20 protein-coding genes are annotated in these 20,526 nt (G+C 71.5%); 8 read left to right on the top strand and 12 right to left on the bottom strand.

What is annotated here, in order from left to right; all coding sequences use genetic code 11:
• Positions 1-63: 63 nt before the first annotated feature.
• The 4 genes from D457_RS0103895 to D457_RS0103880 form a co-directional block, all read right to left on the bottom strand.
• Positions 64-2,421 (bottom strand): FtsX-like permease family protein, encoded by a 2,358-nt coding sequence (locus D457_RS0103895; protein WP_017579335.1) that lies wholly within the window; start codon positions 2,419-2,421, stop codon positions 64-66.
• Positions 2,418-3,143 carry an ABC transporter ATP-binding protein gene (locus tag D457_RS0103890; RefSeq protein WP_017579334.1) on the bottom strand — a complete coding sequence of 242 codons (726 nt, stop codon included), beginning with the start codon at positions 3,141-3,143 and terminating at the stop codon, positions 2,418-2,420. Before D457_RS0103890 ends, D457_RS0103895 begins: the two co-directional genes overlap by 4 nt.
• Positions 3,140-3,667: a PadR family transcriptional regulator gene (locus tag D457_RS0103885; protein ID WP_026116302.1), complete on the bottom strand. Its 528-nt coding sequence runs from the start codon at positions 3,665-3,667 to the stop codon at positions 3,140-3,142. The genes D457_RS0103890 and D457_RS0103885 overlap by 4 nt, the downstream gene beginning before the upstream one ends.
• 124 nt (positions 3,668-3,791) lie before the next feature.
• Positions 3,792-5,120, bottom strand: coding sequence for a multidrug effflux MFS transporter (locus tag D457_RS0103880; RefSeq protein WP_152514136.1), 1,329 nt, complete (start codon positions 5,118-5,120; stop codon positions 3,792-3,794).
• Positions 5,121-5,511: 391 nt separating this feature from the next.
• On the opposite strand from D457_RS0103880, the gene D457_RS0103875 reads away from it, so the two are divergent.
• Together D457_RS0103875 and D457_RS0103870 are read left to right on the top strand one after the other, a co-directional pair.
• The gene (locus D457_RS0103875) at positions 5,512-7,635 is read left to right on the top strand and encodes an MMPL family transporter (protein ID WP_017579331.1); all 2,124 of its coding nucleotides are present in this window, start codon (positions 5,512-5,514) and stop codon (positions 7,633-7,635) included.
• 9 nt (positions 7,636-7,644) lie between these two features.
• Positions 7,645-8,205 (top strand): TetR/AcrR family transcriptional regulator, encoded by a 561-nt coding sequence (locus D457_RS0103870; protein WP_017579330.1) that lies wholly within the window; start codon positions 7,645-7,647, stop codon positions 8,203-8,205.
• Between the two features lie 37 nt (positions 8,206-8,242).
• Here the strand turns inward: D457_RS0103870 and D457_RS31825 are convergent, their stop codons facing one another.
• From D457_RS31825 to D457_RS0103835, 7 genes are all read right to left on the bottom strand, one after another.
• Positions 8,243-8,731, bottom strand: coding sequence for a hypothetical protein (locus D457_RS31825; RefSeq protein WP_017579329.1), 489 nt, complete (start codon positions 8,729-8,731; stop codon positions 8,243-8,245).
• 428 nt (positions 8,732-9,159) lie between these two features.
• Positions 9,160-9,906 carry a protein phosphatase 2C domain-containing protein gene (locus tag D457_RS0103860; RefSeq protein WP_017579328.1) on the bottom strand — a complete coding sequence of 249 codons (747 nt, stop codon included), beginning with the start codon at positions 9,904-9,906 and terminating at the stop codon, positions 9,160-9,162.
• Between the two features lie 134 nt (positions 9,907-10,040).
• Positions 10,041-10,811 (bottom strand): L,D-transpeptidase family protein, encoded by a 771-nt coding sequence (locus tag D457_RS0103855; RefSeq protein ID WP_017579327.1) that lies wholly within the window; start codon positions 10,809-10,811, stop codon positions 10,041-10,043.
• 146 nt (positions 10,812-10,957) lie between these two features.
• Entirely contained in the window at positions 10,958-12,223 is a 1,266-nt protein-coding gene (locus D457_RS0103850; protein ID WP_017579326.1) for a hypothetical protein, read from the bottom strand.
• A gap of 138 nt (positions 12,224-12,361) precedes the next feature.
• Positions 12,362-13,243 (bottom strand): ACT domain-containing protein, encoded by an 882-nt coding sequence (locus tag D457_RS0103845; protein ID WP_017579325.1) that lies wholly within the window; start codon positions 13,241-13,243, stop codon positions 12,362-12,364.
• A gap of 346 nt (positions 13,244-13,589) precedes the next feature.
• Positions 13,590-14,186, bottom strand: a complete 597-nt coding sequence (locus tag D457_RS0103840; protein ID WP_017579324.1) for a hypothetical protein — start codon at positions 14,184-14,186, stop codon at positions 13,590-13,592.
• Positions 14,177-14,737: an RNA polymerase sigma factor gene (locus D457_RS0103835; RefSeq protein ID WP_017579323.1), complete on the bottom strand. Its 561-nt coding sequence runs from the start codon at positions 14,735-14,737 to the stop codon at positions 14,177-14,179. The genes D457_RS0103840 and D457_RS0103835 overlap by 10 nt, the downstream gene beginning before the upstream one ends.
• 205 nt (positions 14,738-14,942) lie before the next feature.
• Here D457_RS0103835 and D457_RS0103830 point away from each other — a divergent pair, with 205 nt between their 5' ends.
• From D457_RS0103830 to D457_RS0103815, 4 genes are read left to right on the top strand one after another with little or no spacing between them, the layout of a single operon-like run.
• The gene (locus tag D457_RS0103830; protein WP_017579322.1) at positions 14,943-15,497 is read left to right on the top strand and encodes an Asp23/Gls24 family envelope stress response protein; all 555 of its coding nucleotides are present in this window, start codon (positions 14,943-14,945) and stop codon (positions 15,495-15,497) included.
• Positions 15,498-15,535: 38 nt separating this feature from the next.
• The gene (locus tag D457_RS0103825; RefSeq protein ID WP_017579321.1) at positions 15,536-15,727 is read left to right on the top strand and encodes a hypothetical protein; all 192 of its coding nucleotides are present in this window, start codon (positions 15,536-15,538) and stop codon (positions 15,725-15,727) included.
• Positions 15,724-16,377: a DUF6286 domain-containing protein gene (locus D457_RS0103820; RefSeq protein WP_239646004.1), complete on the top strand. Its 654-nt coding sequence runs from the start codon at positions 15,724-15,726 to the stop codon at positions 16,375-16,377. Before D457_RS0103825 ends, D457_RS0103820 begins: the two co-directional genes overlap by 4 nt.
• Entirely contained in the window at positions 16,374-16,982 is a 609-nt protein-coding gene (locus D457_RS0103815; protein ID WP_017579319.1) for a hypothetical protein, read from the top strand. The genes D457_RS0103820 and D457_RS0103815 overlap by 4 nt, the downstream gene beginning before the upstream one ends.
• Before the next feature lie 120 nt (positions 16,983-17,102).
• On the opposite strand, the gene D457_RS0103810 is transcribed toward D457_RS0103815, so the two are convergent.
• Positions 17,103-18,329: a DUF418 domain-containing protein gene (locus D457_RS0103810; protein WP_017579318.1), complete on the bottom strand. Its 1,227-nt coding sequence runs from the start codon at positions 18,327-18,329 to the stop codon at positions 17,103-17,105.
• Between the two features lie 254 nt (positions 18,330-18,583).
• Between D457_RS0103810 and D457_RS0103805 the strand changes: the two genes are divergently transcribed.
• Positions 18,584-19,579, top strand: a complete 996-nt coding sequence (locus D457_RS0103805; RefSeq protein ID WP_017579317.1) for a dihydroxyacetone kinase subunit DhaK — start codon at positions 18,584-18,586, stop codon at positions 19,577-19,579.
• 14 nt (positions 19,580-19,593) lie between these two features.
• On the top strand, positions 19,594-20,205 hold the full coding sequence (dhaL, locus tag D457_RS0103800; protein WP_017579316.1) for a dihydroxyacetone kinase subunit DhaL: 612 nt from the start codon (positions 19,594-19,596) through the stop codon (positions 20,203-20,205).
• Positions 20,206-20,526 lie beyond the last annotated feature (321 nt).

The raw sequence follows: 20,526 nt of genomic DNA, 5'->3' as shown, positions 1-20,526 counted from the left end.
CCCGCCAGAAGGGCCCGGACCCGGACGGTGGGTCCGCCCGGGGCAGCTGACCCACCAGGCCACTCACTCCCAGCGCAGACCCTCCGGGCGCATGGTCCGCAGGAGCGCGGGCAGGGCCAGCAGGGTGGTCAGCAGCGCCACCCCGGCACCAGCGCCGACGATGATCAGGATGTCCGTTAACACGAAGGCCACGGGGAACCCGACCAGGAGCAGGGTCAGGGCGCCCAGGGCCATCCCGGTCACCGTGGCCAGTGCGAGGCCCAGGAGCACGGGCAGCGTGGTCTGCCACAGAACCGAGGCCACCAGGGTGCGTCTGCGGGCGCCGAAGGCGGTCAGCACAGCGTGCACCCTCTTGCGCTCGCGGATCTGCTCGACCGTGCCCACCACCAATCCGGCGGCGATCACCGCCAGGCAGGCGAGCGCCCCGGCGATGAGCGCGGCACGCATCCTGACCATGGTGGGGAGGGTCGCGCTGGTGATCGGGAAGTGCACCTGGGCCGTCGGGTCCAGGGACGCCACGGCGGCCCTGAGCTCTTCCTCCAACGCGGGGACGGACGGGTCGACCCGAATCCAGAGCGAGCCCGCAACCGCGACCCCCTCGGGCAGAGCGGCCGCCTCCGGGGTGGCGAGGACGACGTCCCGTGCCGAGTGCCCCAACCCTTGCCAAGGGTGTTCGACCAGGGGCCCCTCGAAGCCGGTGTACCCGGGCACGGTCCACGGGGCCGCGGACGCCTCTTCGCCGCCCCCGACCATGAGCGTCTCACCGGGTTCCAGCCCCGGCACCCCGCTGAAGGCGTCCCCGGGGGAGCAGACGGGCAGGTCGGCCATCTGTTGGAGCGAGGAGCAATCGGCGACGAGGACTCGGACGTCGGAGCCGTCGTCGGTGACGCCCTCGACCCTGCTGTAGTCCAGGACCTCCTCCACGCCCGGCGTCTCCGCCACGGCGGTGGGGTCGCTCCCGGGCGGGACCGAGCGCAGGTCGACCTGGAGCTGGAACCCGGACGCGCCGAACTCGTCGGTCGCGTACACCTCCTCGACGAACTCCGCGATCTCCACGGTGGAATCGTTCCAGGCGTTCGCGAACTGGGTCTGGAGGGCGATGGCGCCCGCGACGGTTACGACGATCCCGCTGACCGCGCGGGTGGGTCCGCCGCCCGCCGCGCCCAGACGGCGCAGGGCCAGCTGCAGGGAGAGGGGGCCACCCGAGGCGCGGCCGAAGAGCCGGTCGACCAGCCAGGGAAGAACGGCCGTCATGCCGAACAGGGCGGCCAAAAGCCCGATCGAGACCATCGCGACCCACAGCCCTCCGCCCAGGCTGAACCGCATGCTCACAACGATGAGGGAGATCCCCAGCACGAACAGGAGCAGCCGCCACCACAGTCGGGGACGCGGCCGTTCGGCTCGGCGTACGGTGCCCAGCGGATCGACCACCACACCGCGCAGGGAGCCGAGCACCACCCACAGGGCCAGCAGCGGTACCGCGAGGAACACCAGGGGGCCGAGTACCGGGTGCGGTGTCACGTCGGTGGCGTACAGCCCGGACGCGACCGGCACCGCTTCCACGATCGGGCGTCCGGCGAGAAAGAAACCCGCTCCGAGCACCAGGCCGAGCGCGACTCCGGGGAGGGTCTCTCCGGCTGCGATACGCCGGGTGGCCCCGCGGTCGGCGCCCATGAGCCGCAGCGCCGACAGACGCCGGTCGCGCTGCTCGCCGCCGAAGCGCACCGCCGAACCGAGGAAGACGACCACCGGGGTGAGCATGACGACCACGCCCACCACACCGAGCATCAGGATGACCGGCTCGTCCCCCCTGGGCCCGGGCTCGCCGCCGTAGCTGGTCATCCGATTCCCGGCGTTGTCCAGGGTCAGTTCCCCGTCACCGAGGTAGTAGACCAGCTCGTGCGGCCCCATGAGGCCCTCGGGGCCGACTTCCCCGATGACGGTGTGGTCGAACCTGCGCTGGAGTACCTCGTGCTCCGGGTCGTCGAGGAGGTCGGCCAGGGCGGGGGAGAGCACGATCTCTCCGGGGCCGGGGATTTCGGTCACGCCGGGAGGAAGCGGGGGGTTGGAGCCTTCGGCGCGGACGATCCGTCCGTGGATCGGGTTTCTCTCGTAGTCGGTGTCGGCGATCCTGAACAAGAGGGTGCTGTCGCCCGCAGGGGGCGGTGGGTACTCCGCCACCTGGTAGTCCATCCGGGCCGCGTGCCGCTCGCCCAGGTGTTCCAGGATGGTCGGCAGGGTGGTGGCCAGAAGCAGGGCGGCGGTGGCCACACCCACCCCCATCGCCGTCAGCACGGTTCGTAGCACCACCTCCCTGCCACCGCGCAGAGCGAGCTGCGCTCCGAGCCAGAGGTCGTTCAGGAAAGACGAGAGGGGCCGGCGCTGCCGGATCTGTCCGGGGGTGCGTTCGCGCAGACTCATCCGAGCCCTCCGACGTCACGGGTGCGGCCGTCCCGGACCACGACCTCGCGGTCGGCGTAGGCGGCCACCCGTGGCTCGTGCGTCACCAGGACCACGGCGGCCCCGCTCTCCCGGGCGGTGTCGGTGAGCAGCCGGATCACCCGTTCCCCGTTCAGGGAGTCGAGGGCACCGGTGGGCTCGTCGGCGAACACCACGCGGGGGCGGGTGATGAGGGCACGGGCCACCGCGACGCGCTGGCCCTGGCCGCCCGAGCACTCACCCGGAGTCTTCCCCGCGACCTCGGCCACGTCCAGCCGTTCCAGCCAGTCGAGGGCGGTGCGTTCGGCCCGGCGCCGGGACTCTCCGCCCAGCCGCAGGGGCAGTGCGACGTTCTCCACGCAGGAGAGTTCGGGCACGAGCTGGCCGAACTGGAAGAGGAAACCGAAGTCGGTGCGGCGCAGATCGCTGAGCCGGGAGTCGGAGGCCTCGGTGAGGTCGGTGCCGTCGTAGTCGACACGGCCTCCGTCGGGCCGCACGATCCCGGCCACGCAGTGCAGCAGGGTGGACTTGCCGGAGCCGGAGGGGCCCATGACCGCCACGACCTCCCCCGGGTACAGGGTGAGGGAGGCGTCGACCAGGGCGGTGGTGGGACCGAAGGAGCGGCTCAGTCCGGAGGCGGTGAGCAGGGGTTCGGTCGGGGTGCCCGGGGTGTCACGGCCGCGCGGGGAGAGGCTGGTGGTCATCGGCTGCGGACCTCCCCGGCGAGGTCGTTCAGCCGGGCGGCGGTCAGTTCCAGCCACCGCAGGTCCGCCTCCAGGTGGAACAGGGCGTGGTCGCAGATGAGCTGGTCGGAGAGGTCCCCGTCGGACTTGCGGCGGGTGAGCGCGCGCATCTGGCGCAGGTGCTCGGCGCGCTGGACGTCGAGGATGTCATCGGCCGAACGGCCAGTGAGCAGGGCGAGCACCACCTTGGTGTACAGGGTGCTCTGCAGGTAGGGCTCGGGGTTCTCCGGGCTGGCGAGCCACCGCTCGACGTCGGTGACCCCGGCGTCGGTCACGGCGTAGCGCTTGCGCTCGGGACCCGCGCCGGGCTCGACCGAGTCCACCTCCACCAGCCCGTTCTTCAGGAGCCGGGACAGGGTGGCGTACACCTGCCCGTAGGCGAGCGGCCGCTTGGTGGCAAAGCGCTCGTCGTAGGCCCGCTTGAGGTCGTATCCGTGCTGGGGGCGGGTTTCCAGCAGCCCCAACAGTGTTTGGCCGAGTGACATGGATCCGACTATACACACCATGTATACCCCGTGTGTATAGCCTGTGGGCGAACGACGGAAAGGGCCCCGATCCGCGCTGTTCGGGGATCTTGTGGGTACTTCTGCGGGTGTTGGCTCCAGCGGGTCAGACGGCCGGGTTGACGGTGCGCCCGCGCGCGGCCGTGAACAGGAACACCAGGGCGGCGCCCACCGCCGTCGCCAGCATCACCGCGGTCATGCTCGCCAGGGTGGTGGAGCCGGTCAGACCCGCGGTGGCGGCCAGGGCCGAACCCACCCCGAACTGCAGGGTGCCCAGCAGCGCCGAGCTGGTCCCGGCGATCTCCGAGGGCTGTCCGGACAGCGCCATGGCGGTGGCGTTGGGCGAGATGAGCCCGGTGAAGACCATCATCACGAACAGCGCGGCGGTGACCGTCAGCAGGTCGGCCCGGCCGATCATGGCCAGCAGGCCCATCCCGCCGACGGAGGCGACCGCGCCCGCGAGCCCCAGGCCGAGGCGTCGGCGCAGCTCCATCCGGGGGATCAGCACCACGTTGACCTGGTTGCCGAGGATCATTCCGAGCGTGGTCACACCGAAGATCAGACTGAACTGCTGGGCGGTCGCCCCGAACTCGGCCTGGGACACGAACGAGAACGCCGAGATGTACGTGAAGCTCATCCCGAAGCTCAGCGCCAGGACCATCGTCGGCGCGATGAACCCGGGGTCGCGCAGCAGCCGGCCGAACGTGCGGGCCAGGACCCGGGGGTCCTGCCGCCGCCGCTGCTCCTTGGGCAGGCTTTCGGGCAGGGCGAACAGCACCAGGGTGAAGGTGGCCGCCCCGGTCAGGCCCAGCACCCCGAAGATCAGCTGCCAGGGGCCGAACAGCAGCAGCTGTCCGCCCAGCACCGGGCCGAGCATCGGCGCGAGCCCGGTGAGCAGCATGAGTCGTGAGAAGAAGGTGGCGGCGGTGTCGCCGTGGAACACGTCCCGCACCACGGCTCGGGAGACCACCAGGCCGGCCGCGGCGGAGAGCCCCTGGAGGAACCGCAGCGCCATGAACGACTCGGCCGAGGACACGAACACGATCGCGAACGTCACCGCCGTGAACACGCCGGTCCCCACGAGCAGGGGCAGTCGGCGGCCCCAGCGGTCGCTGAGCGGGCCGGTCACCAGCTGGCCGAGGGCCAGGCCCGCCATCACGGCGGTCAGGGTCAGCTTGACCCGGGCCTCACTGGCCCCGAGGTCGGCGGCGATCTCGGGGAGCGCGGGCAGGTAGAGGTCGGTGGCGAGCGGGCCGATGGCCGATAGGACGCCGAGGACGAGGACGAGCATGGCGACGGAGCGGCGCGAGGGCGGGGTGCCAACACGTGCGCCGCTGTTCCGCCCGCCGTCGTTGCGGTCGTGCTCGTCGTGCTGGATGTTGCGGTCGTTCGGGCTGTTTCGGCGCGCGTTCGAGCGCACAGCGGTAAGGCTCACGAGCTCTCCAGAGCATGGCTGTGGAAGGTCAGGGTCAACCTGGGGGTTGGTGTTCGGCGCCGTGAGCCACCTTCGGGTGGGGCACCTGATGGGCGGTCCCATGCGGGGACACTCCGCGTGCAACGGGTGACCACGGGAGGGCAATCCCCGCTTGACCCGGGTTTGTCGGTGATCCGAACCACAGGTGGAAATCCCCTGCCCATAAGGGATTCCGTGCGGGGTGAGGGCGCTCACCAGAGGCTTGTCAGGCGGGCTTCGAGCACCCCGAAGGGGTTGACAGCGTCAACCTGAGGCCTAAAGTTGTCAGTGTCTACACGCCGTCCCGGCTGTCTTCGGGGTGGCGTGCGCCCCTCACGACCATGGGTTGACATTGTCAACCAAGGAGGCACGTATGTTCTCCCTGCTGGGCCGGTTCACCCACCGCTGGCGCTGGGCGGTCGTCCTGGTGACGGTGGTGGCCGTACCACTGGCCGGACTCTGGGGCGCGGGTGTCTTCGGCGTGCTCAGCACCTCCGGCTACGACGCCCCGGGCACCGAGACCGCACGGGTCAACGCCCTGCTGGAAGAGGCCGAGGGGGCCGGGGGCGAGCGGGTCGACGCCGTCGCGGTCTACACGCTGCCCGCCGGGACCGACCACTCCGCCGCCGTGGACGAACCCGCGCACGCGGCCGCCCTGCAAGAGGTGTTCGACCGGCTCCCCGGGGAACACGTGGAGTCCGTGCTCCACCACCGGGACCCGGGGCCGTACGACCCCGACCTCTACATCTCCGAGGACCAGCGCTCCACCTACCTGGCCCTGACCCTGACCGGAGCGGACGAGACCGAGCGGCTCACCTCCTACCAGGCCGTCCTGGAACACCTGCCCGCCGACGGCTTCGAGCACCACCTGGGCGGGCAGCTCACCAGCGTCCACGAACTCCAGGTGATCGCCGAGAACGACCTGTTCACCGCGCAGCTCATCGCGCTGCCACTGCTCTTCCTCCTGCTGGTCGTGGTCTTCCGGGGCCTGGTCGCCGCCCTCCTGCCGCTGGTCTTGGGGGTGCTCTCGATCATCGGCGCCACCGCCCTGCTGCGGCTGTGGACCCAGGTCACCGAGGTGTCCGTCTTCGCCCTGCAGATCACCGTGCTCCTCGGATTGGGCCTGGCCATCGACTACGGCCTGTTCGTGGTCGGCCGGTTCCGCGACGAACTCGCCCGCACCGGTGACGTCGCCGCCGCGCTGCCGCCCACCCTCGCCACCGCCGGGCGCACCGTCGCCTACTCGGGGATCACCGTCGCGATCGCCCTCTGCGGCATGCTCCTGCTTCCCCAGCCCATCTCCCACTCCATCGGGCTCGGCGGGATCAGCGTGGTCCTGCTGAACATCGTCGCCGCTGTGGTGGTGCTGCCCGCGCTGCTCGCCGTCCTCGGCCACCGGGTGAACCGGCTCGCGCTGCCGATCCGCGCGTTGACCTCCCCCGGCAGCGTCACCGGGCTGTGGGAACGTCTCGCGAACCGGGTGATGCGCCGTCCCTGGCTGAGTCTGACCGCCGTGACCGCGGTCCTCGTCCTGGCCGCCCTGCCCCTGCTGAACCTCAGCGCCGGAACCGTCAGCCACCGCTACCTGCCGCCGGACAACGACGGCCAGATCAGCTCCCGGATTCTGGAACAGGAGTTCCCGGCGGGCGGCCCCGCCAGCGCGGTGCTGGACGTCGCGGTGGTCGGCGAGGGGGCGGCCGACCCGGTCGGGCTGGAGTCATTCGCCGACCGGCTCGACACCCTGCCCGGGGCCTCCGGCGCGCGGATCGAGCACGCCGCGGAAGGGCTCGCGCACCTCTGGGTCTCCTACGACGGGGCGCCCGACGACCCGGTCAACCTCGACCTCGTCCGTGCGATCCGTGCCGAACCCGCCCCGCCCGGGGCGCAGGAGGTCCTGGTCGGCGGGGTGGGCACCCCGGCCGCGACCCTGGACGACACCGAGGCGACCCTCGCCGCCCTGCCCGGGGTGCTCGCCTTCGTCGTGGCGGCCACCCTGGTCCTGCTCGGCCTGGCCTTCCGGTCCGTGGTGCTGCCCGTCAAGGCGGTACTGGCCGCGGTGCTCTCCCTGGCGGCCACGTTCGGACTGCTCACCTGGGCGATCCAGGAGGGCGGCCTCGCCCCGCTCCTGGGGTTCGCCCCGGTCGGCACCACGGACCTGTGGCTGTACGGGATCGTCCTGGTGATCGCCTTCGGACTGACCACCGACTACGAACTCTTCATCGTCAGCCGCGCCCGCGAGGAGTACCAGCGCACCGGAGACACCGCCCGCTCCGTGGCCGGTGCGCTGCAGCAGACCGGCGGGGTGGTGAGCGGCGCGGCCCTGCTCATGGTGGTGGTGCTGGCGACCACGGGGATCGTCTCGGACTCGCTGGTCATCACGACCCTGGGTATCGGTCTGTCCATCGCGCTGGTTCTGGACGCCACTCTGGTCCGCACCCTGCTGGTGCCCGCGTCCATGCGGTTGCTCGGCCGCGCCAACTGGTGGCCCGCTCGGTAGTCTGCGGGGATGCCGACCACGACCCGGGACAAGCTCCTCGACGCCGCCGCCCGACTCCTGGACTCGGGCGGCCCCGAGGCGGTGACGCTACGCGAGGTGGGGCGGTTGGCGGGGGTCTCGCACAACACCCCGTACAAGCACTTCGCCGACAAGGAGGACCTGCTCGCGGAGGTCGCGGCGGGTGAGCTCGACGCCCTGGGGGCGTCGCTGCGGACGCTGCCCCCGGCCGCTCCGGAGAGCCTGCGCGGGGCGCTGCTGCGCTACACGACCTGGGCGCTTGACCATCCGGCCCGGTTTAAGCTGGTCTTCGGCGCCTGGAACAGCGAGTCCGCCTCCCTGGGGCGGGCGGCTACCGAGGCGAGGGCCGTACTGGTCACGGTGGTCGCCGAGGCCCAGCGGCAGAGGCACCTGCCCTCGGGGGACACCGAACGCGCGGCAGCGCTGGTGCACGCCCTGACCCACGGCGCGGTGGACCTGGCCCTGGCCGGACACCTGACCCCGGACAAGGGGCGCACTGACCCGGCGGGCCTGGTGGACGACCTGCTTACCTACCTGAAAGCCGCCGCCTGAGCGCGGCGGTCAGCGGCCGGTGTAGAGCGGACAGGGGTTAGCTGCCGTGCGGCCGGTTGCCGTTGTCGGGCTGCTGGGCCTCCTGCTGGGGGACGCGCAGGCGGGCGTCCTCCTCGGCGCGGGCGGCGCGGCGCAGGCGGTGCCAGGAGGTGGCCCAACGGAGGCGTTCGCCCTCGTCGGTGCCGACGCAGGCGGTCACGAAGGCCATCAGGAACACGTAGCCGGGGAGCTCGGTCCCCTCAAGGGCGCGCTGGAACTTGGCGGAGCTGACCACGCCGCCGCACTTGTACTCCAGCTCCAGGTACGACCAGTCGCCGGCCCAGGCGAGGTAGCGGCGCATGGTGAGGAGGAACTCCGCGGGGGTGTTCGCGTCCATGGGGTTGGGGCGCTGCTCCGGTCCGGGGCGCACACTCTCGGTGGGATCGATGGGGAGGGTCATGGGCTCGGAGGGGACGCGGTCCAGCCAACCGGCCCGGTGGAGTGAGCGGTTGGGACCGGTCGGTTCGAGGACGCCCGGGACACGCACACTGCCTCCTTTTCGGCAGTCGGCGAGACGGCCGGGATCATGGAAAGAATCTCCAGCACCTGTATGGCACGGGTGCGGACAAGGGGGTTCTGAGAAGACCGGCCGTCGGATGGGGGCGTTGTGGCGGGAACTCCGACTGATCGGTTACAGGGAAATCTACCGGAAGAAGACGACACGCGAAAGCGCCTGGTGTCCGGGTTTGTGGGAGGCGTGCGTCTCTTTCCGACACGGTAGCTTCGCCACGGGGTGTCCTGTTGGGGACTTTTCTAGGAAAACGGATCAAAGGTGATCTCTGGCCCCATGGAAAACGTCCGTAATGTCAGGAACATTCTTTTCCCTGTTCACTTGACTGCCACTGGAAAATGATCTTCCCTTTTGAATAAATGGCAGGACCGAAATTGTGTATTAAGAGTGTCCGTAACTAAGGATCAGGGTTCCCACCACAGCGCGGTGGAGTCGTCCCTGACCTTTCCGCGCGGATACCTCTGACACGACGGGTCCGCCGCCTCCAGTACCCGGACCCGATTCACCAGGGCGCCCGGTCCCTGCCGCCGTGCCAGGTCGAAGGAGTCCTCCCACGACAGGTCCCCGAAGACCTCCACCGCCCGGCTCGCACCGTCGGTCATCGCCAGGAACGCGCCCCTGGGCACCGTGCCGACCAGGGCCTCCTCGGCGGCACGGGGGTTGGCGCCCGCCGTCCAGAACCCGCCCGGGACGTTGCGCCAGGAGCGGGCCAGGGTCCCCGGGGCCAACCGGGGCCGAAGGTCGTCCAGGCTCGTGTCCGCGAGTAGCTGGACCTTCCCGCCTTCCTCGGTGAGCAGCACCGAGTCCGACAGCACCAGGTACTCCAGGTGGTCCGCGCCGACCCGGACCGCCACCACCGTCGCTGAAGGAGACTGCTGGTTCCCGAGGTCGCAGGTCCCCTCGTGCGCGGCGGAGACCGAGGTGATCGCGTCCGCCAGCGCGTCGCGCAGGTTCATCCCCGCGTCCGCACCGGCCAGCAACAGCGCCCCCAGCCGGCGCGTGTGCCAGGAGACCCCGTGCGAGCAGCCGTTGTCGAGGTCGGCGGGGGCGCTCACCCCGTCGAGCAGGACCGCGCAGGTGGCGGTCGCGGCGGCGAAGTCCTCGTTCGGGTGATCGGGGCGGCCGGGGGAGGTGGCGATGAGGAAGGGCACGAGCTCCCTCCTACCCGCCAGGCACGCGCGAACACGGCTCAGGATGTGGTCCCGCGCACACGAAAGCCACCTAAAGCCCCTGAACAACACTAAAGGGCCCACGCACAACGGCGCGGGCCCGGGAAGGGGGCGGGTCAGCGCACGACCACGGTGGCGTGCACGTCCAGGTGGCCCTGCTCCCACAGCCAGTCCATGGCGGCCAGGCTCACCCGGGCGCAGCCCTTGGAGGCGGGCTGGGCCGGGACGCTGGGGTAGCCGTGCACGGCGATACCGCCGTTGAAGTACTTGGGCCGGTACAGCGCCCCGTAGGGCCCCGGGTCCCAGGCGTCGACGTCACGGAAGACCGCGTACTCGCCCGTGGGCGTGGTGGCGATCCGTTCCGAACCGTCGGAGCCCTCGTAGGGCTGACCGGAACCGGTGGACGTGTGGATCACGCTCTGGACCTCGCCGCCGGTGACGACCAGCAGCAACTGGCGTTCGAGGTCGATCTCCACCACCGAACCGGCCTCCGTGGTGGCGGAGGGGACCGTGCCCGCGCTGAGCGCGGCCCGGGTGTCGGGGCCGACGATCCCGTCCCGGTCGATACCGGCGGCCTTCTGGAGCGCCAGCACGGCGTGCTCGGTGTGCAGGCCGAAATGGCCGTCCACGCCGTCGATCCAGTAGCCGAGCGCGGACAGTTGTTCCTGGAGCGCGCTCACCTGGGCGCCGGTGTCACCGGTGCGCAGGTCCGAGGTCACCTCCACCGTGGTGGGGGAGGAGACGGCGGCCGCCGGGGCGGGTGCGGGTACGGCGTGCGCCGGTGCGGCCAGCAGCGGCGACCCCACCGCCAGGGCGCAGGCCGCCCCGAGGGTGAGGGTGGTCGTTCGGACGGTGTTCCTTGCGAAGGGTGATCGGGGGGAAACCATACGTCCCATTTACCCACAAGTTCGCCGCTGTCCCGGCCCCGGGGCAGTCGCCGTCGGAACCGCCAGGTCACCGGCGGTTCCGGGGTTCCGACTCTTCGGCGACGGTCCGATCTCCGGCGACGGTCCGACTACCCGAGTTGCCCGGACTACTCGAAGCGGGAGCTGCGCACCGGGCCGGATGTCGCCACCGGCAGGCGCGGGCCCCGGGCCCAGTGGTCCGCGACCGCCTCGGCGAAGGGCACCAGCGCCGCGTCCCGATCCTCTTCCCCTTCCTCGGGTTCGGCCGCCAGGATCCGCTCGGCCAGTTCCTCCTCCGGGGAGTCGTCCGCTGGGATCCGCTCGACCTCGCTGTCCGGACCCGGCGGCATGCGGAGGGTCTCGCCCCACGGCTCGACGATGTGCTGGTGCAGCACGGCGACCACGTCGGCGCTGACCCCGGGCGGGGAGGTCCAGCAGGAAGCGCGCTCGAACAGGATCTGCCCGGGCGCGCGGGGCGCCAGTGCGCGCAGGAGTTCGGGTTCGGTGTCGTTCAGGTCGTAGGCGACCACCAGGGCGTCCGAACGCTCGGGGTCCACCGGGACCACCGGCAGGTCCAGCAGCCGTGCGGCAGCCAGGCCGAGGATCCGGCTGGAGCGGTCCGGCAGCGGCATGACCGCGTCCGGCCGCGCCCCGGCGGCCTCCAGCACCGCGGCCAGGTTCAGCAGACCGTTCCGGCACAGGGCGTACTGGTCGCCGAGGTAGGCGAACCGGCCGTTCATGCCCTCGTCGAAGCCGAACGGGGAGAGGTGCCCGAGGATCGACCCGGTCAGCGTGAACTGCCAGCCGCGCAGGTCCTGGCCGTCCAGGGCACTCGCCGTACGGGCGGTCCCAGCGCGGTCCACCATCCGGGTGATCCGGTCGTGGGCCAGGTCCCAGCTGTCGTCCTCGGGGGTCGACAAGTGATCGAGGACCTCCCGTGCGGTGTCCACGTCCCCGGAGCACAGGGCGTTGTAGGCGAGCAGGTAGCCGCCGGGCCAGTCCGGGAGGTCGCCCTGCCAGGCGCGCAGCTCTCGCACCGCGTCGGCGTGCCGTTCCTGGTCCTCCATGGCTGAGACCAGCTCCCACAGGGCCGGGGCTGCGGCGGGGGCCAGCGCCCGGGCGGCCCGCAGTGCCGGGACCGCCAGGTGCGGGGCCCCGACCTCCAAGCACTCGAACCCGAAGTCGTAGCAGGCCTGGGCGCTGTCGGGCTGCTCCCGCAGAGCTTCGGACACGGTCGCGAGGTCGTCCAGGCCCTGGGCGCGGGCGACCGCGGCGGTGAACTCGGCCAGGTCCCGCACCGGAAGGTCGTCCGCGCTCGCGCGCAGGGACTGCACCGCGGCCGGGGCGTCGCCCGCCTCCAGCGTCTTCCAGGCGCCGGGCAGGTCCGATGTCATGGTGGTGCCTTTCGCTCCGGGGGTGGGTCCCGTCCGGGACCCACTGTGCTCCGACGCCCCGAGCACCGCCCCGGTTCACGACGGGCGGCATACGGGACGACAACGGATCCTTACCCGGCCACGAGCGGAGCCCACCGGTCAACGGTGGTCCGGTCTCCCCACCAGGGAACGGGCCTCCAGGGAACAGGCCACCTGGGCCAGGGCACGGCAGCGGGCGAACTCCACGGGGGTGAACGGCAGCCCCGCGCGGTGGACGGTCAGGGTGCCGCCGCCGGGCGCGGGCAGGAGCATGGTGGTACCGAGGAGTTCCTCCCGGGGCTGGGGCGCACGGGACCCGTCGGAGGCCGCGTGATCCTCGGAGCCCACGGGCATCGGTGCGCGGCGGACGTCGTGGGCGGCGGCGAGGGCGATCAGGCAGCGTTCGAGGGTGGTCGAGCTGGTGACCAGCGCGTCCACCATGGTGAGGGTGCGGCTCGTGGTGTCGCTGAGCTCGTGGACATCGGCGGTGCGCACCACGGCGCGGCGGCCTCCGGCATCCCGCACCGCCCGGCGCAGGTCGGCTTCGTCGACGGTCGGGGGAACACTCACGAAGAATTCGTCGACGGCGTCGGTGCCGTCCGGGTGGACCTGCATGAGGCGGATGTCGACCCCGAGTGCCGCGAACCGGCCGGTGAGGGCGGCCAGCCCGCCGGGGACGTCGGCTACGGTGACGCGCACGCTCCAGAGCCGGTCCTCCACGGGGGAGTCGGGGCGGTGCCGCGCGAGGGCGGCCGCCACGGGATAGGCGGGTGATTGACGGCGGGTTCGGCGGTGCCTGCGCCAGCGGTGCAGGGCGGAGAACGCGAGGAGCAGGACCCCCAGCACGATCAGGGTCCGGACCCCGCTGTCGCTGTGTCCCAGGGAGACCACCAGCAGGTGCGCCGCTCCGGCGGCGAACAGCAGGGTCCCCATCTCCAGCACCTCGCGGCCGAAGAATCCGTGAGAGTCGTTGGTTCCACGGCTGCCACTGAAAGCGTCCATGCCCTCGAAGGTGCCAAGCCGAGGTTGCGCCCGTTCGTCGTTCTGTGTCCACGCGGTAACGACCGAGAGTGATGCCGATCACGATTTTGCTCAGGCTTTGTCACCCACGGTGAATGAGAGGGCAGGGGTGGCCGTGGGCGTCAGGGCCTCCGGACCTGGCGGTCGCCTGCGAGGGCAACCTCTCCGGAGGCCTTCGGAAGAAGGAGCTCATCATGGGCCCGCCGCTCTCGACCGCACTCCTCGTCGAAGAGCGCGGACCGGTAGTTCCGCCCTTCCTCGAAGCCGTACCGGTCAGCTGGATCTCCGCATCCCGCGTGTGCGGGATCAGCTCGGCCGCGGGGGCACTTCAGCCGAGGTCGATGACGTCGGTTACGTCGATGTCGATCCGCGCGACCCGCAGGCCCAGACGGTCCTCCACGAAGGCGGCCATGGCCCGTCTGGCCGCCGCGGTGGCGTCGGGGATGACAGTGCCGGTCAGGACCCGGGCGGTGGCGGTGACGGCCAACCCGTCCGGGGTGCGCTCGATCCGGCAGCGGCCGACGATCAACCCCTCTGTCGGGTCCACACAGGCGCGCAGCATCGCCGAGACCGCGGAGTGGCGGATCCGGGTGTCACCGGGTGCGCCGCCGGAGTGCGGGCCGGAACCGGATCCCCTGCCGGAGCCGGGACCGGGCAGGCGGAGGGTCTCCTTGGAGCGCCCTTCGGCGCGTACCGCGCGCATCACGTCGTCCAGGAGCCCGGGCGGGGCGGTGACCTCGCGGTCCTCGCCCAGCACCGATCCCAGCGCGGACAGCAGGGGCCGGAACTCCTCCGCGGCGGCCCGGCAGTGCGGGCAGGTCCGCTCGTGCGCCGTGGCGGTATCCTCCCGGAGGTGGTCCAGGAGCTCGTCGGCGGAGGTGCCGCAGGGCAGCAGTTCGTGGTCGTCGGACGGGTCTACCGCCATGGTTCGAGCGCCTCCACGAGATGGGTACGCGCGCGGTGGATGCGCCCGCGTACGGCGGTCGGGGTCGTGTCGACGATCTCCGCTATCTCCTCATAGCCCAATCCTTCCATTTCCCGAAGAACCCAGCAGATCCGCTGTGGGGGTGGCAACCCGGACAGGGCTTCGCGCAGGGCCTCGCTCAGGTCTGTGGCCAGGGCCCGGTCGGCGGGGCCCGCGCCCCTCTCCCTGAGCCCTGAGTCCTCCGCCTCGGCGGGTTCCTCGGGGCGGCGGGCGCGCAGGGCGTTCAGCGCGAGGCGGCCGACGATGCGGTGCAGCCAGGCCGGGAACGTGTGCGGGTCCCGGAGGTCGGGGAGCTTGCGCCAGGCCGTGATGAGGGCTTCCTGCGCGGTGTCCCTGGCCTCGGCGGCGTTGCCGAGGGTGCGGAGGGCGATGCGGTAGACGACGTCCTGATGGCGGCGCACGAGGGCCTCGAAGGCGCGGTCGTCGCCGTCCTGTGCCCGTTCCACGAGCACGCTCTCCGGTAGTGCTGCGGTGTCCGTATCCGTGTGCATCTGCGGGATCCAGCTTTCCCGAAGCCGGGGCAACTACTTGTCGTCAGAAGTTAACTACATTACGTAGCATTTTCGCGATCATCAAATGTGTTCCAGGTCACACTATTTTTCCCGTGAGCCAACCCCCCTCTCCCGTGTCCTCCCTACGACGGCCCGCACAGAAGGACCGTCGGGACCGATCCGCACCGACGAACAGGAGCACCCCATGGCAGCCAAGAACCCCGCGACCGCCCGCACCGACATCCACGAGGCCCCCACCCCTGCCGACCTGGACATCCCCCAGTCGAACAGCACCTCCAACGGCACGGGCAGCCGCCCCGACATCGCCCGCACCGACCGGGCGCCCGAGCGCACCGACCGCTCCACGGACAACGGGCGCACCGACATCGCCGACCACGTCGTCGCCAAGATCGCCGGGATGGCCGCCCGCGAGGTCCGCGGCGTCCACCAGATGGGCGGGGGAGCGGCCCGCGCCTTTGACGCCGTCCGGGAGCGCATCCCCGGCTCCACCTCCACCAACACCGCCGCCCGCGGCGTCTCCGTCGAGGTCGGCCAGACCCAGACCGCCATCGACATCAACCTGGTCGTGGAGTACGGCATCTCCATCCCCGACCTCGCCGCGGTGGTCCGCCGCAACGTCACCACCGGGGTGGAGCGCATGACCGGGCTGGAGGTCACCGAGGTCAACGTGACCGTCGACGACATCCACCTGCCCGACGACGACTCCCAGGACGCCCCGGCCGAGCCCCGCGTCCGCTGACGTATCCCTCCCCCACACAGCAGTAAGGAGCAAGAACGATGTGGTCGATCGTCGGTCTGGCCTACGGGTCCGTCCTCGGCCTGGTGGCCTACTTCGGCGGGTTCGGGGCCTTCCTCCTCGTCCTGGTCCTCGGCATCGCCGGGTTCCTGGCCGGGCGCGCCTACGCCGGGGAGACGGACCTGTCCACCCTCTTCACCCGTGAACACGAGGGCGGGGGTGCGCGGTGGTGAGCGCGACGATCTCCAACCCGGGGGCGCCCGACCTGGCCGGGCCCGGCACGGCCCCGGGGCAGCCGGTGTCCGGAGCCGACGCGCGCTCCGCCCACCGCGTGGCGGTCCGCACCTTCCGGCCGCGCAGGTCCACCGCCGCCGTCGTGGTCAGCACCGTGACCGTGCTGGTCGCGGGCCTGGCCGCCGCCGAGCTGATCGCCGTGCTGGCCGGGGCCCCGCTGCGGTTCGTCCCGGTGGAACGGGTCTCCGAACCGGCCATCGGCGCGCGCTGGGCGGGGCCGGAGATGATGATCGCCTCCGCCGCGACCGCCGTCATCGGTCTGTACCTGCTGTTCACCGCACTCATCCCGGGCAAGAGCAGCCACATGGTGCTGCGTACCGACGACCGGGACCTGGTCGTCGGCCTGTCCCGGCGGGGGCTGTGCCGGATCGCCGAGAGCGCGGCCCAGGAGACGGACGGCGTCACCGGGGCCCGCGCCCGGATCCGGGGCCGCACCGTCCGGGTCGTGGTCCACGCCCCCGAGCACGCCGCCCCCGGACTGCGGGCGCGGGTGGAGAACGGGGTCCGGGAACGCGTCCTCGAACTCGGCCCGGCCCGCCCGGTGCAAGTGCGCGCCAAGGTCCGGTCGGTGAAGGGAGGACTCCGGTGAAGCCCTACCCGCACCGCCGCGCCCGCCGGACCGCCCGGGGCAACCGGCAGGGTCTGGCCCTCGTGGGTGTGCTGTTGCTGGCCGCGGGGGCGGTCGTGCCCCTGCTGGTGTACGGGCCCTTCCCCCTTTTCGCTGAGGGGGTCGCGGACGAGACCCTCGGGTCGGTGGCCGAGCGGGCGGCCCCGCTGCTGGCCGCGCCCTGGGTTCCGTACGCGGTCGCGGCACTGGCCGTGCTGGTGGTCGTGGTGGCACTGCGCTGGCTGCTCGTGCAAGGGCGCTCGGCACGGGTGTCCTCACTCCACCTGGTGGAGGGGGACGGGGGCCGGACCGACGTCGTCGCTCGCGCTGCCTGTAAGGCCCTGGCCAGTGAGATCAGCGCCTATCCGGGGGTTCGCCGGGGCCGGGCCCAACTGACCGAGTCCCCGCGCGAACCCTGCCTGCTGCTGGACCTGGTCCTCGCGCAGGACGCCGACCCCGCCGCGGTGTGGCAACGGTGCCGCAACGAGGCGCTTGCCAGACTGCGCCTGTCCCTGGACCTGGACCGGCTCCCGACGGTGCTGCGCATCTCGGTCGCCGGACAGCCGTCCGGCCGCGAACTCGCCTGAACCCACCGCATACGCGGGCGGGTTCAGGCTGAGCGACGGGGGTGGCGCGGGCCCCGGGTCAAAGGGGAGGACCCGGCAAGGCCCCCACCCCCGTCCGAACCTGCTTGCTCCGACCCGGAGCTACGGCTTCTCGGCTCCTCGGCGCTCGGCTTCGGCTGCTGCTCTGCGGGCCTTGCGGCCGCCGTACACGCAGCGGCGCATCAGCTGGTCGAGCGGGCCCGGGCGGTCGCGGACCGCCAGCCAGGCGGCCAGCGCCAGACTCACCGACCAGGCCAGCGCCGCCACCAGCAGCGCACCGGCACCGCCCGTCACGGTGCCCAGTCCGACGAGATCCGGGTGGAGTACCACCGCGACCAGCACCGAGTTGAGAATGTAGAAGGTCAGGGAGCGCTGGCCCATGGCCGCGACCGCCCGGGTCAGTGGGCCCCGTGTCTGCTCCAGGCGGGTGCCCCACAGGGCGAACAGCGCCGCGTACCCGGCACCGCCGAGGACCCCGCTGAGAACCTGGAGGGCCATGTACAGCCCTTCGGTGACCGCTCCGGGGGACAGGACGCCCTGCACGGCCAGCGCGATCGGCAGCGTGCTCAGCACGGAGACCGAGATGCCGACGACCGCGATCCCGGTGAGGAACCCCCGGTGCGCCGCCGGGTCGTCCAGCAGACCGGCGCGGCCCGCCCGGTACCCGATGACCACCAGGAGCAGCAGCGGGTAGGCGAAGGCGATGAACAGCGGACTGATGGGCAGGCCTACCAGGCGTCCGATCCAGTCCTCCGCGGTGAGGTAACCGGGGAGGACCCAGTTGTCCTCCGTGCCCTCCGCCGTACCGCTCATGGCCATGCCGACCATCGAGAGCGGCACGGTGATCGCGTAGAACACCGCGAACACCACGGCGGCGCGCGCGATCGCCTGGTTCGAGCGCAGCAGCAGCCAGCCGGTGACCAGCGCAGCAAGACCGTACGAAGTGAGGATCTCGCCGGGGAACACGAAGAACGCGTGCACGAAGCCGAACAGCAGCAGGAAGCCGCCACGGCGACGGAGCAACCGGCGGACCTCCTGCTCTGAAGTGCCCCCCGCGCGCTGCCGGGAGACCATCCAGGCCATGCCGTAGCCGAAGAGGATGGCGAACATCGGGAAGGCCCGGTTGTCCAGGAAGAGTGTGGTGAACAGCGATGTCGCCCGGTCCCAGAACGCCTCACCCGAGACGTCCGTGCCGAAGCCGACCCCGGCGTACACGCCCGCGTAGGCCATCGCGATGAGCAGCAGCATGGCACCGCGGGCCAGATCGGGCGCCAGTTTGCGCGGTGCCCTGGGCGGGAGCCCGCCGGAGCCCTTGGTTGTTGCCGACATGTCGACTTGTCCCCCTGTCGCTTGGTGCTGCTGGGTCTGGTTCTGCTCGTCGTGCCACGCCTGGCAGCTTTTTTCAGTCTTTGCCAGCCGGGTGGTCGGCCGCATCGGCCGACCGGCCAGCCGATCGGCCAGAAGCTGCTCGGCCGATCGGCTGGAGGTGGTGTGGGTGGGGAGTGGGTAGGCAGGGGGTGGGACACAACGCCCTGCTCGTCGCGCGGTGCCCGGACAAGGGATTTCCGAACCCAGGAGGCGGCATGAGCCGGTTCTTCATGAACGAACGCGAGACCCTGGTCGAACAGGCGCTGGAGGGTCTCGCCGAGGCCCACGGCGGCCTGGTCGACGTGCACACCGACCCCCTGTTCGTCACCCGGCGCGTGCCCGCCACGGGGAAGGTCGCCCTGATCTCCGGCGGCGGGTCCGGGCACGAACCGCTGCACACCGGCTTCGTCGGCTCCGGCATGCTCGACGCCGCCGTCCCGGGTGATGTCTTCGCCAGTCCCACCGCGCTCCAGGTGCGGGCCGCCATCCGCGCCGCGGACACCGGTGAGGGCACGGTGATGGTGGTCAAGAACTACACCGGCGACGTCCTGAACTTCTCCATCGCCGCCGAGCTCCTCGCCGAGACCCACCGGGTCGAACAGGTGCTGGTCGACGACGACCTCGCCACCCAACGCGAAGATGACGGCGGTCCCGGACGCAGGGGGACCGCCGCGGTCGTCGCGGTGGAGAAGATCTGCGGGGCCGCCGCCGAGGCCGGGGTTCCGCTGGCCGACGTGCGTCTGCTCGGCCAGGACGTGGTGGCGCGCTCGGCCACCCTCAGCGTGGCCTTCGAGGCGTGCACCAACCCGATGACCGGCAAGCGGTCCTTCGAGCTGAAGCCTGGCCGGATGGAGTTCGGGGTGGGCATCCACGGTGAACGCGGCATCGAGACCCGGCCCGCCCTCGAAGCCGCGGGCCTGGTGGAGAGCCTGGTAGGACCCCTGATCGAGTCCGTGGGAATCAAACGCGGGGACTCGGTCCTGGCCATCGTCAACGGGCTGGGCGCCACCCACGGCCTGGAACTCGGCGTGGCGGCGCGCGAGACCCGCCGGGTCCTCGACGGCCTGGGCGTGAACATCGCCCGCTCTCTCGTCGGGCCGTACGTGACCTCGCTGGACATGAAGGGGCTGTCGATCACGCTCACCGCGCTGACCGACGACCTCGTGAAGTTCTGGGACGCACCGGTGCGGACGCCCGCACTGGTCTGGTGAGCGGAGGAACCAAGATGACCGAACCCAACGAACTCACCGGTGAGCAGACGAAGGCCTGGATCCTCGCCTTCGCCGACCGGGTGATCAAGGACGCCGACGAGCTCACCGAGCTCGACAGACAGGCCGGGGACGGCGACTTCGGCTGGAACATCAGCTCGGCCCTCAAACGCGCCCGCACCAACCTGGAGGGCGAGAGCCCGGCCCAGGTCTTCCAGTCCGTCTCGGACACCTTCCTCGCCTCCGGCGGCACCAGCGGCCCGCTCTTCGGCCTCTGGTTCGGCCGCCTGGGCGCAGGCCCCTCCGCTCCATGGGCCGTGTCCGACCTCGCCAAGGCCTTCGACACCGCCACCGGCGCCGTCCGCCGCCTCGGCAAGGCCGAGGTGGGCCACAAGACCATGGTCGACGCGATGGTCCCCGCCACCGAGGCCCTCGCCGCCACCGAAACCCACTCCTGGCGCGAGGCCCTCCAGGAAGCCGCCCGAGCTGCCCGCACCGGCGCCGACTCCACCAGCGGCATGATCGCCCACCGCGGCCGAGCCAGCTACCTGGGCGAGAGAGCCCAGCAGGTCCTCGACCCGGGCGCGCTCTCCATCGCCTGGTTCTTCGATGCGGCGGAAGGGGCCTGAGCCTGGACGGTCCTGTGCTGCACTCGATGAGGACGGTGTCGGGTTGGTGAACCAGGCTCTCGCCCGCACGCATCTGCTCGGCCTGCGGTGTGAAATGGACTGCCACCGGTGCGAACTCCTCGCGGGCGAGGGCTGGGGGCCCATGCGTCGGAGTAGAGGTCGAGGACGTCGGCCCGGTACCCGGCACCGCGCAGGGTCTGAGCTGCGGTGGTCATCTGGCCGGTGCTGAACGAGTGGGGCCCGTGAGGGGGCACCGGACCGGGTGCGACCGTGTCGGATCCGGTCGGTAGTCTCCTGCTGCTGGATCGGACCGAACGAGGG

This window comes from Nocardiopsis valliformis DSM 45023 (genome assembly GCF_000340985.1).
Classification (GTDB): Bacteria; Actinomycetota; Actinomycetes; order Streptosporangiales; family Streptosporangiaceae; genus Nocardiopsis; species Nocardiopsis exhalans.
This window is presented reverse-complemented; position numbering and strand designations above follow the sequence as displayed.

Bases quoted from the DNA above. Each gene is read 5' to 3' on its own strand.
- dhaL (WP_017579316.1), top strand. From the start codon at position 19,594: ATGACCGAACCCAACGAACTCACCGGTGAGCAGACGAAGGCCTGGATC.
- D457_RS0103895 (WP_017579335.1), bottom strand. From the start codon at position 2,421: ATGAGTCTGCGCGAACGCACCCCCGGACAGATCCGGCAGCGCCGGCCC.
- D457_RS0103840 (WP_017579324.1), bottom strand. From the start codon at position 14,186: ATGGCGGTAGACCCGTCCGACGACCACGAACTGCTGCCCTGCGGCACC.
- D457_RS0103845 (WP_017579325.1), bottom strand. From the start codon at position 13,243: ATGGACGCTTTCAGTGGCAGCCGTGGAACCAACGACTCTCACGGATTC.
- D457_RS0103870 (WP_017579330.1), top strand. From the start codon at position 7,645: ATGCCGACCACGACCCGGGACAAGCTCCTCGACGCCGCCGCCCGACTC.
- D457_RS0103890 (WP_017579334.1), bottom strand. From the start codon at position 3,143: ATGACCACCAGCCTCTCCCCGCGCGGCCGTGACACCCCGGGCACCCCG.
- D457_RS0103805 (WP_017579317.1), top strand. From the start codon at position 18,584: ATGAGCCGGTTCTTCATGAACGAACGCGAGACCCTGGTCGAACAGGCG.
- D457_RS0103825 (WP_017579321.1), top strand. From the start codon at position 15,536: ATGTGGTCGATCGTCGGTCTGGCCTACGGGTCCGTCCTCGGCCTGGTG.
- D457_RS0103885 (WP_026116302.1), bottom strand. From the start codon at position 3,667: ATGTCACTCGGCCAAACACTGTTGGGGCTGCTGGAAACCCGCCCCCAG.
- D457_RS0103875 (WP_017579331.1), top strand. From the start codon at position 5,512: ATGTTCTCCCTGCTGGGCCGGTTCACCCACCGCTGGCGCTGGGCGGTC.
- D457_RS0103810 (WP_017579318.1), bottom strand. From the start codon at position 18,329: ATGTCGGCAACAACCAAGGGCTCCGGCGGGCTCCCGCCCAGGGCACCG.
- D457_RS0103830 (WP_017579322.1), top strand. From the start codon at position 14,943: ATGGCAGCCAAGAACCCCGCGACCGCCCGCACCGACATCCACGAGGCC.
- D457_RS0103850 (WP_017579326.1), bottom strand. From the start codon at position 12,223: ATGACATCGGACCTGCCCGGCGCCTGGAAGACGCTGGAGGCGGGCGAC.
- D457_RS0103855 (WP_017579327.1), bottom strand. From the start codon at position 10,811: ATGGTTTCCCCCCGATCACCCTTCGCAAGGAACACCGTCCGAACGACC.
- D457_RS0103835 (WP_017579323.1), bottom strand. From the start codon at position 14,737: ATGCACACGGATACGGACACCGCAGCACTACCGGAGAGCGTGCTCGTG.